The following is a 12,030-nucleotide window of genomic DNA, read 5'->3' on the forward strand; positions in this document are numbered from 1 at the left end:
AATGAGAGTTGCAATTTTTGCTTCCGGGAATGGAACCAATTTTGAAGAATTGGCCAAACAATTTCAAAACCGACAATTGTCCGGAGAGGTCACGCTGTTATTTTGTGATCATCCGGATGCTCATGTGATTGAACGAGCGCATCGTTTAAATGTCCCGGCCTATAGTTGGACTGTGAAAGCGGCTGGAAACAAGGAAAAATATGAACAACGAATTTTAAAATTACTGCAATCCCAAAAGATTGACCTAATTCTACTTGCGGGTTATCTGCGGGTGGTGGGACCGACGATTCTGGATCATTATGAAGGGCGGATCATTAATCTGCATCCAGCGTGGTTACCAGAATATCCAGGCTTGCACTCAATTGAGCGGGCATATCACGATCGGGTCCAACAAACTGGCGTGACGGTTCATTTTATTGACAGTGGGTTAGATACGGGACCGATCATTATGCAGGAGCGGGTACCGATCTACCCGGATGATTCACTAGCAGAACTCGAGAAGCGGGTTCATACAGTGGAACACCGTTTGTATCCTCAAGCAGTGAAGCAAGTTTTAAGTCAGTTAACAACAAAGGAGTAGATTACCAATGAAGCGTGCGTTAGTAAGTGTTTCTGACAAAACCAATTTAGTACCATTTGTCCAGGACTTAGTGAAAGCTGGATTTGAAATTGTGTCCACCGGTGGGACCAAGCAAGTTTTAGAAGATGCTGGCGTAAGGACCATTAGCATTGAAGACGTTACACATTTCCCAGAAATCTTAGACGGTCGGGTCAAAACCCTCAATCCATATGTCCATGGCGGCTTATTGGCACGTCGGGAAATGCCTGCCCACATGGCAACTTTGGAAAAATTAAAGATCACGCCAATCGATCTGGTCTGCGTGAACCTCTATCCATTTAAACAAACCATTGAACAGCCTGGCGTTAGCTTAGCAGAAGCAATTGAAAATATTGATATTGGTGGTCCTTCAATGGTGCGGTCGGCTGCTAAAAATTATCGGGATGTGACGGTTGTTACGGATATTAACGATTACGATCAGGTTTTAAAGGAAATTCAGGAGAACGGTTCGACCACTTTAGAAACCCGTGCAAAATTGGGGGCAAAGGCCTTTCGGACCACCGCAGCCTATGATGCGTTAATTGCTCAATACTTAACGCAACGCGAAGGGTTGGCGGATCCAGAAAAGTTAACGTTAACTTACGATTTGAAGGAAACAATGCGGTATGGTGAAAATTCTCATCAACAAGCATGGCTTTATGAGGATGCGTTACCAAAGGATTACTCCGTACTAGCAGCACGCCAACTTCACGGTAAGAAATTGTCTTATAACAACATTAAGGACGCAGACGAGGCCCTGAGGTGCATTCGGGAATTTGAACAGCCAGCCGTAGTTGCGATGAAGCATATGAACCCTTGTGGGATCGGACGCGGAACCACGATTGAACAAGCATGGCAACGGGCTTATGAAGCTGATTCCGTTTCCATTTTTGGTGGGGTCATTGCCCTCAACCGACCGGTGGATTTAGCAACGGCTGAGCGGATGCATAAGATTTTCTTGGAAATTGTGATTGCACCAAGTTTTGATGACGATGCTTATGACTTACTTGCTAAAAAGAAAAATATCCGTCTGCTCACCGTAGACTTCAGCAAGCGGGACGAAGCAACTAAACGAGAAGTTGTTTCAGTGATGGGTGGCTTATTGATGCAAGACCAAGACGTGCTCACTGAAGATGCTCACGATTGGCAATGTGTGACTGAAACCAAGCCGACAGAAAGCCAGCTGCAGTCGTTAATGTTTGCTTGGAAAGCCGTGAAGCATGCCAAGTCCAATGCAATTGTGATTGCTAACAATGAACGAACGCTGGGGGTTGGTGAAGGTCAACCAAACCGGATTGATTCGTTGAAGATTGCCGTCAAGCATGCTGGCGATGCCATCGATGATCAGGCGGTAATGGCCTCAGACGCGTTTTTCCCGTTTGGTGATTGCATTGAATTTGCTGGTCAGCACGGCATCAAGGCTGTTGTTCAACCAGGTGGTTCAATCAGGGATCAGGAATCAATCGACATGGCGAATAAGTACGGAATTGCAATGGTAACGACAGGCATTCGGCATTTTCGGCATTAAAATAGTTTGAAAGGATGGCAAAATGGAACAACAAAACGTTTTGGTAGTTGGTGAAGGTGGGCGTGAATTTGCCATTGCTAAAAAATTGCAAGCGAGTGACCACGTTCGACAGGTTTACTGTGCCCCGGGCAATGTCGGCATGGCATCAATTGGGGTGGCAACCGTCGCAATTGCTGAGAATGATTTTCCAAATTTAATCCAGTTTGCAAAAAGTCACGCCATTGCATGGACGTTGGTTGGACCTGAAGATAGCTTAGTGGAAGGAATTGTCGATGAATTTCAGGCGGCTGGTTTGAAAATTTTTGGTCCCACGGCACGTGCGGCCCAGCTTGAGGGATCAAAGGATTACGCATTAAACTTCATGGATCACTATGGAATACCGACAGCGAAGCATCATAGCTATCGTGATCAGACAGCGGCATTAAATGGGTTAGATGAATTCGGTTTTCCATTGGTCATTAAGGAAAATGGCCTCGCTGGTGGTAAGGGAGTAGTGATTGCTCAAAATCGCGAAGAAGCTGGGCGAACGATTGAAGAAATGTTTGCTAATGGTCAATCACGGCTCGTTTTAGAGGAATGTTTGATGGGACCGGAATATTCAATGTTTTTAGTCCTTAGCAATGGTCATTACCGGATTTTGCCAATGGCCCAGGATCATAAACGAGCCTATGATGGTGATCGGGGGCCCAATACGGGTGGAATGGGCGCTTATAGTCCTTTGCCACAGTTAGCTCCTGCTGATTATCAGCGAATGGTCAATGAAGTGGTGAAGCCCACCGTCAAAGGATTAGTGGCTGGTAATTACCACTATCATGGCATCTTATATATTGGACTAATCATGACGACAGCTGGCCCCAAAGTCATTGAGTACAATGTTCGATTAGGCGATCCGGAAACTCAGGTAATTTTGCCACGGGTAACAACTGACTTATATGAATTAGTGACTGCGGTGGTTAATGACGAGCCGCTTCCTGAAATTAAAGTGAGTGCTCAGGCAACCTTTGGGGTGGTTGTGGCGGCTGAGGGTTATCCAAAACAGCCGGTGCATGGGCAGAGTTTAGGAACATTACCGCAGACCAACGATGTGATGATTGATTTCGCTAACGTGACAGGAACGCTCAATCATCTGCAAGGGGCCGGCGGACGCTTATTGATGGTTTTGGCGAAGGCACCTTCGTTACAAGAAGCCCACGACCAGGTTTACCAGTATTTAGAACGACATCAGTGGAAGCAATGTCAGTACCGCCATGATATTGGAACAAAAGCAGGTCTAAAATAATTTAAATGAATAAAAATTTTGACAACCAGGGTCTAACTATTGGAATTTATTTCCGAATGGATTAAAATATTGAAGTAATGCATTTTATTGCGATATTTAAGAAGAAAGAGGTCAATTGAACATGGCTAAATTAGTATTAATTCGTCACGGTCAAAGTGAATGGAACCTTTCAAACCAATTTACTGGTTGGGTTGATGTTGATTTAAGTGAAAAGGGTGTTGAACAAGCCAAGGCTGCCGGGAAGGCGATTGCTGAACACGGTCTCCAATTTGATTATGCCTACACTTCAGTTTTGAAGCGGGCCATCAAGACTTTACATTATGCTTTGGAAGAATGTGACCAACTTTGGATTCCAGAATTTAAGACGTGGCGTTTAAACGAACGTCACTATGGTGCACTCCAAGGTCATAACAAGAAGAAGGCCGCTGAAAAGTATGGTGATGAACAAGTACATATTTGGCGTCGTTCATACGATGTGTTACCACCATTGTTGAGTGCTGATGATGAAGGTTCTGCTGCTAAGGATCGTCGTTATGCCAGCTTAGATCCACGGGCAATTCCTGGTGGTGAAAACTTGAAGGTTACTTTGGAACGGGTCATTCCATTATGGCAAGATGAAATCGCACCAAAGCTTTTGGATAATAAAAATGTCATCATTGCAGCCCATGGGAACTCACTGCGGGCACTTTCTAAGTACATCGAACAAATCTCAGATGAAGATATCATGAACTTAGAAATGGCAACTGGTCAACCAGTGGTTTACACGTTCGATGATAAATTAAACGTGCTAAGCAAGGAAAAGTACGATATTGACTAATCATCATTAGTGATTAATAAAGAGGCTGGGTTGAAACTCAGCCTCTTATTTTATAGATGGTGATCAAGAGAGGGGTACACAAATGGTTTGGACATGGGACGTGATTCGGCGGTTAATTGAACTGCTATGGCTGATTAACATTGGGTTTGCAGTATGGACGGTGTTCAGAAGTCGCCGTGATATAGCGTCAACTTGGGCATGGCTACTGGTATTATCAGTTTTTCCGGTGGTGGGCTTCATGATTTATTTAATTTTTGGTCGACAATTAGCGCATGACGATATTTTTACAATGCGGGCAGAAGATCAAAAGGTGCAAGAATATTTTTTAAAGAGACAACACCGCTTGATTAATCAGCACCAGCTCTTGCCAGTAGCAATCAAAAACACGAAAGACCGCATGATGGTTCGGGCGTTGATGAATAATAGCGAAGCGCTCATAACTTTTAATAATCGGGTTACTTTATTTACGGATGGTCACGTTAAGTTTGCCCATTTAATCGATGACCTAAACCACGCGGAATCGATGATTAGCTTAGAATATTACACTTTTTATAATGATAAGTTAGGGAAAAGAATCCTGACCGCCCTAGAGAGGGCCGCCGCGCGAGGAGTTAAAGTACGGGTACTCTATGATGCGAGCGGATCGCGAGGAACACGGCCACGCTTTTTTGATCACTTGCGTGAATTGGGTGGCGAGGCCCAGCCCTTTGTTTCGGCACCTGCTCACTGGTTTATGACTCCGCGCATGAACTACCATTTGCACCGTAAATTGGTCATTATTGACCATCAAGTTGGCTATATTGGCGGGTTTAATATTGGTGATCAATATTTGGGACTGTCACCGAAATTTGGTTACTGGCGGGATACGCATCTCCGGGTTTGCGGACAAGCGGCTCAGGTGATGGAAGTTCGTTTTTCAATGGATTGGAACACCAGCTGTCGGCGATCCAACTTAGCTAAAATGAATTTGGATCGAACTTTTGACCAGTTTAAAATTAATCGTCCCACCGTTCAGCAGTCAATTGAAGAACAATTTGTGCCCATGCAGATTGTATCTTCGGGACCGGATAATCAGCGGTTTGCCATTCGCCGTGGCTATGAAAATTTGATTAGTCGGGCAACCAAGTATGTTTATATTCAAACCCCATACTTGATCCCTGAACCGTCAGTTTTAGAAGCGCTAATTATTGCTGCCCATAGCGGGGTTGATGTTCGGGTGATGATCCCATGTAAGCCGGATCATCCCTTCGTCTATCGGGCAACTGAATATTACGCGAAGTATTTAGTTAGTAACGGGGTTAAGGTATATAAGTATGATCACGGTTTTATCCATGCCAAGACGGTGGTGGCTGATGGAACCCTTGCATCAGTTGGTTCTGCCAATATGGACTACCGGAGCTTTAGCCTAAATTTTGAAGTGAACGCGTTTTGCTATAGTCAAGAATTATGTAATCAGCTTCGCTCGGCCTTTGAACATGATTTACAACAATCAACCCTGTTAACACCCGAATACTTTGCTCAACAAACTAAATGGCACCAATTTAAAGAAGACTTTTCACGACTGCTTTCGCCAATTTTGTAAAAAATAACCACTTTTTCAAAGGTGGTTATTTTTTAGTTAATGTGATTAATTGCCTGGTGGTTGACGAATGGATAGGCAATCAGCTGCTGACCTTCCAAGTTAACTTGGTGCATATCAACGCAATTAATTTGATTATTGGTGTAGGTTGTGTAATAAAGTAATCCCTGGTCTAAATTATAGCCAACCGTATAAATCGTGTATTCAAACTTAGCAGGATTACTGGCGACTTGGTCGAGACCACTAGGTTGTTCTACGGCGTGCATAATGTGAAAAAGCTGAGTGATGTTAGCAACTTCGTCTTGAGAATTCCAGTGGGCATTATATTTGTTAAATGTTGCTCGGACAAAACGACTTTCAGCATCCATTCCACCGGGGAGGTCACGACTTCCTAAGCCGCGACTGTAGTCATTGAGACTGATTTGCTTGGCGAAGGTATTAGGTAGTGTGCTGGCAGAAAGGGTTCGGTAATTATTTAAATTAAAGAGTTGCTCAGGAAATGGCGGGTTGTTAGTGAGAACGCCAACGGGATTATCGTAAATGTGGATGCCATCACGGTCACTTTCGATGACAATGGCGTGGTCCTGGTCAGCAACTAACCAATGGAGCGGCGAAGTTGGTAGATCGGAACTAAATTGCCGATTAGTAATATTGACGTCTTTTAATAATTGTTTTGCGTCAGCAATGGTTGTACATTGCCCCAACACCCACGGGATTAATTCAAAAGAGGCGACGTTCTTGCGACCTGCTTGACTAGTGGCATAGTAGGCATTTCCTGGATAATTGAGGCCGCCCATTGCTAACCCTTGGTCGTTGGCAGCATCAAAGTAGAGCGGATAGTCATCCATTACAGCAGCAACGCCAATTAACGCGTAGTGATGATCGAGGTCATCAACTTCGTGAAAATGAAACGGGTCATTCCGTGGGGTGATTATGACTTGCTGTCCGTATGATAATTCAAGATCAAGATTCCGACCAAAGTAATGATGGTGAGCAACTGAAAAACTAAGGGCTGTACACATAATAAGACATCCTTTCCGTTAAGCGTGCTTTTGCAACGCTTTCAATTTATTATAGTCGGTTTTTTGTCAACAAGAAATTAATTGCTTTATAATAAAGTTAGTGGCTAATCATTTATTTTATGAAGGGGATGTCAAGATGGTTGATATGAGTAAACACATGCGGGACACGTTACAGAATGTTCCTAGTCAAAAGATTTTTGATTTTTCACAATTTACGAGTACGATTGATGACATAATTCAGTTAACGATTGGGGAACCGGATTTTAATACTCCGGAACACATTAAACAAGCCGGAATTCAGGCAATTAATGACAATCATACTCATTATGCGCCACAACGCGGGACTGCTGGGCTTTTGAAAGCAGTCAGTGATTATCTTAAAGATACAACGGGGGTGGACTACGATCCCAAGACACAGATTTTGGTAACTAATGGGGTAACTGAAGGCGCTTTTGCGGCATTAAACGCGATTGTTAATCCTGGTGATGTGGTGCTGGTTCCAACACCAACATTTTCTATCTATACTGCTGACGTGGCCATCGCTGGCGGAACCGCGGTCGAAGTTGATACCTCACCAGCTAATTTCCGGTTAACTCCAGAATTGCTTAAACCATATTTGGATAAATATGGTGACCGAGTGAAGGCGATTGTGGTAGTTAATCCTTCCAATCCAACTGGTGTGGCGATGAACCAGGCAGAGTTAGATGCGATTGCTGATTTAGTGCGCGACAAGAATATTTTTATTTTAGCGGACGAAATTTACAGCGAACTTTGGTATGCTGGCGAAGCTGCCTCCATCACCAAAGCGTTGCCGGAGCAAACGATCCTGGTTAATGGGCTTTCCAAGAGCTATGCGATGACTGGGTGGCGAGTTGGCTACCTAGCAGCACCTCAAGATGTGGTAGCGAAGATTTTTAAAGTTCACGCTTTTGCGGTTACGGATGTCGCAACGTTTGTTCAAGACGCTGCTCAAGAAGCCCTTACTAACGGGCGAACTGATTACCAACCAATGGAACAGGCTTATATTAAGCGTCGTGATGTGATGAAAGCGGCTTTGCAAAAGATGGGGTGGCAGTGTACAGCTCCTCAAGGAGCATTCTATATTTTTGCGCGGATTCCAGCTTATCTTGATCAAAATGATGAAGATCTGGCATATGATATGGCAAAAACGGCGAAAGTGGCCGCCACTCCCGGATCCTATTTTGGTAAGGGTGGCGAACACTACATGCGGTTTAGCTATGCAACCGCATTAGACAAGATCAAGGTTGCCATGGAGCGCCTTGCTAAGTATTGTCAAAACCATCAAGAGTAAATGTGACTAAATTACGAATTTTATTTAAAACAATTGCGACACGGTTGAGAAACCAACCGTGTTTTGTTATGTTTAGTGCGATGACTTATGCTATGATTAAACATAGTTTTAATTAGAGGAGAGAAAAGAATGAAAAAAGTTTCTTTAAAGGATTTTATCAGTGAATTAAAGTCCAGTATGAAGGGCGAATATTTCAATGCTCTTTGGCCTGTTGGTGGCTTCTTTATTATCTTCATTGCACTGAGTGCAATTTTGCTGTACTTCTTTCGGGGAATCTCAAGCTCAATTATGATGAATATCATGATGGTGATGTATGGGATGGCTTCAGCCGGAGCAATTGGGTTGGGTCTTTTAGAAATGCTGGTTGCACTTGGCCTAATCTTGGCAGTGAACTTCTTCTATGGGTTTATCCAGGTTGCCATTCAGTATGCCTATTTAGATCGTTTTCATAATCCGGACGACAAAGTTACTGCGGCGAGTGTTTGGGGTCAGTATAAGCGACTAAATAAAAACCAATTATGGCGACTGGCGTTATATATTGGATTATTTATGTTCCTTTGGACATTACCATTAGACATTGTGGCTGGGATCTTTGCGCGTAACCAAGTCGTGGTCATTATTTGTCGAGTTGTTAATTTGATTTTAGTAGTTTGGAAGTCGTTACAATATTCCCAAGCATATTTTGTCTATCGGGTAAAGCGGCCGGATTTCCTTGGGCAATCAATGCGGCATGCTTTAACGGCCAGCAAGCGGTTTATGAAGGGCTTGAAGTGGAATCTGTTGCTGGTTGCGATCGTGACAATTGTCCTGCCAATTGTGATCTGGTTAGCAATTTTTAGTGGTTTAGGTTATTACGGAATTTACACTGCCACTAACTTCTGGATTTGGTTTGGCTTTATTGTGGCATTTCTCGGATTAGTTGCCTGGCTACCAGTAGCCTACGCTGCCGCAGCGCTTTACTACCACAAAGCAGCACCGAGTCAAGATCTAGAAGCGGCATTTAATGGAACCTTCAAGTCAGTTGAGGAGTTAACTGGTCAAAAGTAATCTTCTAAATAAATTGAAAATGGCTAAGCGATGAGCTTAGTCATTTTTTATTAATTTATCGTTGACACTTGTAAACGATAGGCTTATACTAATTTTGCAAATTGAAATTACAAATGTAAACTAAAAAGGATGGTGGCAGTGATGCAGACGATGATGATTTTAATTATTTCTTTACTATTAATTGGTGCGATTATTTGGTGGTTCTTTGGTAGCCATGAACAGGCAGTGGCAAACGCCACGGCGCATGCTGATCACCAGGAAGCAACGGTGGTTGTCAAAGGCGGATATTCTCCAGAAACCGTAGTTCTGAAAAAGGGTGTTCCCGCGACTCTGACCTTTGAGATGAAAGATTCAACTGCTTGTCTTTCACATGTTGTTTTTGACAAATTAGGTGTTGATCGTGATTTAACAAAGCAAAAAGTAACTCAGGTCAACATCCCGACTGATCAGGCCGGGGATATCGATTTTGCTTGTGGGATGAATATGTTTCATGGGAAGGTTGTTGTTAAATAATGAAACTAGGCTTGCAGAAACGGTTTTGGATTTCGTTAGTCTTTAGCTTGCCATTAATAATTCAAATGATTTTAATGCCATTTCATTTGATGATGCCAGGTCATACTTTAGTAGCTTTTCTAGTGACTACGGTAATCATGATCGTCGGCGCCTGGCCATACTGGACCAGTGCTTGGGCTGCATTTCTACGTCACAATGCCAATATGAATACCTTGGTTGCTATTGGCACGATTATTTCATATGGCTACAGTATTATTGCAATGCTTACTGGTCGGGCAGTTTATTTTGAAAGTGCGGCTTTCATTACAGTATTTGTATTGCTTGGTGATGTGATGGAAGAACGAATGCATCACCGAGCTTCCAATTCACTTAAGAAGTTATTAGACCTTCAAGTTAAGCAGGCTTCGGTTTTAAAAAATGGTGAATACGTTGCGACACCAATTGACCAAATTAAGGTCGGAGATGTTGTACGGGTTAAGCCAGGTGAAAAGATCCCACTTGATGGTGTGATTACTAGTGGTTCGTCGACGGTTGATGAATCAATGGTAACTGGTGAGAGTATGCCAGTAAATAAGTCGGTTAATGATGAAGTGGTTGGCTCGACAATTAATGGTGATGGTAGTTTAACGGTTCGAGTAACGAAGGTTGGGCAAGATACTATGTTGGCGCAGATTGTTGAGATGGTTAAAAAAGCTCAAACCAGTCGGGCGCCAATTCAAAATTTGACTGACCGTATTTCGCAGGTGTTCGTCCCAGCAGTTTTGATAATTGCAATTCTTACTTTTGGTGTGTGGGTTGTGTTCTTACATGCTTCACTAGTGCATGCAATGTTATATGCGGTTTCGGTCATTGTGATTGCTTGTCCGTGTGCGCTAGGTTTGGCAACGCCAACGGCTTTAATGGTTGGCACAGGACGCGCAGCCAAATTGGGTGTTTTGATTAAGAATGGTCAAGCATTGGAAGTGGTTGATCAATTAAAGACAATTATTTTTGATAAAACTGGAACGATTACTACCGGTCGTCCAGTGGTAACGAATGTTGTTGGTGATGAGAAGCAAGTTTTGAAGATTGCGGCGAGTTTAGAGAGTCAATCAGAACACCCGCTTGCTGATGCAATTGTTCGCCAAGCGACTGCTGAGCATATTTCAACTGATCGGGTAGATAACTTTCGGGCGATTCGTGGACGTGGTGTCCAAGGCGAAGTGAATGGTGAACTAATTTATGTCGGAAGAAAGCGCGAAGATGATCAACTAAATTTATCAAAGAACTTCGAAAAACAGTGGAAACAGCTTCAAACGGAAGCTAAAACGGTTGTGATGGTGGCGAAGAATAAGCGAGTGATCGGGTTGATTGCGATTCAGGATTCGCCAAAATCGACAAGTGCCCAAGCAATTCGAGAGCTAAATCACCAAGGCTTGAATACTGTTATGCTAACCGGCGACAGTGAAGCGGTGGCGCAGGCAATTGGTCAGCAAGTAGGTATTCAGAAAGTGATTGCTGGAGTTTTGCCTAATGAAAAAGCTGATTATGTTGCTCAAGCTCAGAAGAAGGGAAAGGTTGCATTTGTTGGTGATGGAATTAATGATGCGCCTGCATTAACCACGGCCGATGTCGGTATTGCAATGGGCTCAGGAACTGATATTGCGATTGAGTCTGGAAAAATGGTCTTGGTACAGAATGATCTTTACGGGGTGGTGCGAGCATTAAAAATTAGTCGCAAGACTTTTCAACGGATTAAGCTCAACCTATTTTGGTCACTTGTGTATAACGTCATTGGAATTCCGGTGGCGGCGGGATTGTTTGTAACGGCCGGGGTAACTTTAAGTCCAGAACTAGCAGCCTTAGCAATGGCATTCAGTTCAGTCTCGGTTGTAACCTCTTCTTTAATGTTAAATCAAACTAAAATCTGATAATTTTAAAAAGGAGCTTCCAATTTGGTAAGCTCCTTTTTATGATTAAAAACTCATATTAATGATGGACACGTTATTTTGCGTTTGAATTAGTTAAAAAAGTTCGGCGAACTTGTTGACAAATAGTGGTAAGTAATTTATAGTATATAACCGTTGTCGCAAGGACAACAACTTGTTATTTAAATGGTTGATAATTTATGGTTGACATTTTAATAACGATTTACTAAACTATAATAGTTGTCTTTTGAAAACGAAAATAGTTAATTAATCAATTTGATAAAATTAACTATTGACCAGTTACAAATGACATGATATTATATTAAATGCTTGTTTCTAAAACTTTTAGACAAGCATGGTAGACCTTTGAAAACTGAATAAAGTTTCGACGAATCAAATGTGTAGGGTCTTTGATCGGAAGGTCAAAG

General features: G+C 42.8%; 10 protein-coding genes. 9 read left to right on the top strand and 1 reads right to left on the bottom strand.

Annotated features, from left to right (window positions below; all coding sequences use genetic code 11):
* Position 1 precedes the first annotated feature (1 nt).
* The 5 genes from purN (at position 2) to cls (ending at position 5,804) form a co-directional block, all read left to right on the top strand.
* Complete coding sequence (gene purN / locus Q0C76_RS02370) at positions 2–580, top strand: phosphoribosylglycinamide formyltransferase (protein ID WP_295729237.1); 579 nt, start codon at positions 2–4, stop codon at positions 578–580.
* Positions 581–587: 7 nt separating this feature from the next.
* Positions 588–2,126 (top strand): bifunctional phosphoribosylaminoimidazolecarboxamide formyltransferase/IMP cyclohydrolase, encoded by a 1,539-nt coding sequence (gene purH, locus Q0C76_RS02375; protein ID WP_295729238.1) that lies wholly within the window; start codon positions 588–590, stop codon positions 2,124–2,126.
* Between the two features lie 22 nt (positions 2,127–2,148).
* Positions 2,149–3,405: a phosphoribosylamine--glycine ligase gene (gene purD / locus Q0C76_RS02380; protein WP_295729241.1), complete on the top strand. Its 1,257-nt coding sequence runs from the start codon at positions 2,149–2,151 to the stop codon at positions 3,403–3,405.
* Positions 3,406–3,526: 121 nt separating this feature from the next.
* Entirely contained in the window at positions 3,527–4,222 is a 696-nt protein-coding gene (locus tag Q0C76_RS02385) for a 2,3-diphosphoglycerate-dependent phosphoglycerate mutase (RefSeq protein ID WP_295729244.1), read from the top strand.
* Between the two features lie 82 nt (positions 4,223–4,304).
* Positions 4,305–5,804 carry a cardiolipin synthase gene (cls, locus tag Q0C76_RS02390; protein WP_295729247.1) on the top strand — a complete coding sequence of 500 codons (1,500 nt, stop codon included), beginning with the start codon at positions 4,305–4,307 and terminating at the stop codon, positions 5,802–5,804.
* 32 nt (positions 5,805–5,836) lie between these two features.
* On the opposite strand, the gene bsh is transcribed toward cls, so the two are convergent.
* A complete protein-coding gene (gene bsh / locus Q0C76_RS02395) occupies positions 5,837–6,823 on the bottom strand; it encodes a choloylglycine hydrolase (protein ID WP_295729250.1) in 987 nt (328 codons plus the stop codon).
* 136 nt (positions 6,824–6,959) lie between these two features.
* On the opposite strand from bsh, the gene Q0C76_RS02400 reads away from it, so the two are divergent.
* The 4 genes from Q0C76_RS02400 to Q0C76_RS02415 all read left to right on the top strand — a co-directional run bounded on the left by Q0C76_RS02400 (position 6,960) and on the right by Q0C76_RS02415 (position 11,605).
* Entirely contained in the window at positions 6,960–8,135 is a 1,176-nt protein-coding gene (locus Q0C76_RS02400) for a pyridoxal phosphate-dependent aminotransferase (RefSeq protein WP_295729253.1), read from the top strand.
* 129 nt (positions 8,136–8,264) lie between these two features.
* Complete coding sequence (locus tag Q0C76_RS02405; protein ID WP_295729256.1) at positions 8,265–9,182, top strand: hypothetical protein; 918 nt, start codon at positions 8,265–8,267, stop codon at positions 9,180–9,182.
* A gap of 141 nt (positions 9,183–9,323) precedes the next feature.
* Positions 9,324–9,695: a cupredoxin domain-containing protein gene (locus Q0C76_RS02410; protein ID WP_295729258.1), complete on the top strand. Its 372-nt coding sequence runs from the start codon at positions 9,324–9,326 to the stop codon at positions 9,693–9,695.
* Positions 9,695–11,605, top strand: a complete 1,911-nt coding sequence (locus Q0C76_RS02415) for a copper-translocating P-type ATPase (RefSeq protein WP_295729260.1) — start codon at positions 9,695–9,697, stop codon at positions 11,603–11,605. The genes Q0C76_RS02410 and Q0C76_RS02415 overlap by 1 nt, the downstream gene beginning before the upstream one ends.
* The last annotated feature ends 425 nt before the right edge of the window (positions 11,606–12,030 follow it).

It is taken from the genome of uncultured Limosilactobacillus sp. (genome assembly GCF_934202705.1).
In the GTDB taxonomy this organism is placed as follows: Bacteria; Bacillota; Bacilli; order Lactobacillales; family Lactobacillaceae; genus Limosilactobacillus.

Excerpts from the sequence above, each read along its gene's own strand:
- bsh (WP_295729250.1), bottom strand. The coding sequence starts at position 6,823 with ATGTGTACAGCCCTTAGTTTTTCAGTTGCTCACCATCATTACTTTGGT.
- cls (WP_295729247.1), top strand. The coding sequence starts at position 4,305 with ATGGTTTGGACATGGGACGTGATTCGGCGGTTAATTGAACTGCTATGG.
- Q0C76_RS02410 (WP_295729258.1), top strand. The coding sequence starts at position 9,324 with ATGCAGACGATGATGATTTTAATTATTTCTTTACTATTAATTGGTGCG.
- Q0C76_RS02405 (WP_295729256.1), top strand. The coding sequence starts at position 8,265 with ATGAAAAAAGTTTCTTTAAAGGATTTTATCAGTGAATTAAAGTCCAGT.
- Q0C76_RS02400 (WP_295729253.1), top strand. The coding sequence starts at position 6,960 with ATGGTTGATATGAGTAAACACATGCGGGACACGTTACAGAATGTTCCT.
- Q0C76_RS02385 (WP_295729244.1), top strand. The coding sequence starts at position 3,527 with ATGGCTAAATTAGTATTAATTCGTCACGGTCAAAGTGAATGGAACCTT.
- purD (WP_295729241.1), top strand. The coding sequence starts at position 2,149 with ATGGAACAACAAAACGTTTTGGTAGTTGGTGAAGGTGGGCGTGAATTT.
- purN (WP_295729237.1), top strand. The coding sequence starts at position 2 with ATGAGAGTTGCAATTTTTGCTTCCGGGAATGGAACCAATTTTGAAGAA.
- purH (WP_295729238.1), top strand. The coding sequence starts at position 588 with ATGAAGCGTGCGTTAGTAAGTGTTTCTGACAAAACCAATTTAGTACCA.
- Q0C76_RS02415 (WP_295729260.1), top strand. The coding sequence starts at position 9,695 with ATGAAACTAGGCTTGCAGAAACGGTTTTGGATTTCGTTAGTCTTTAGC.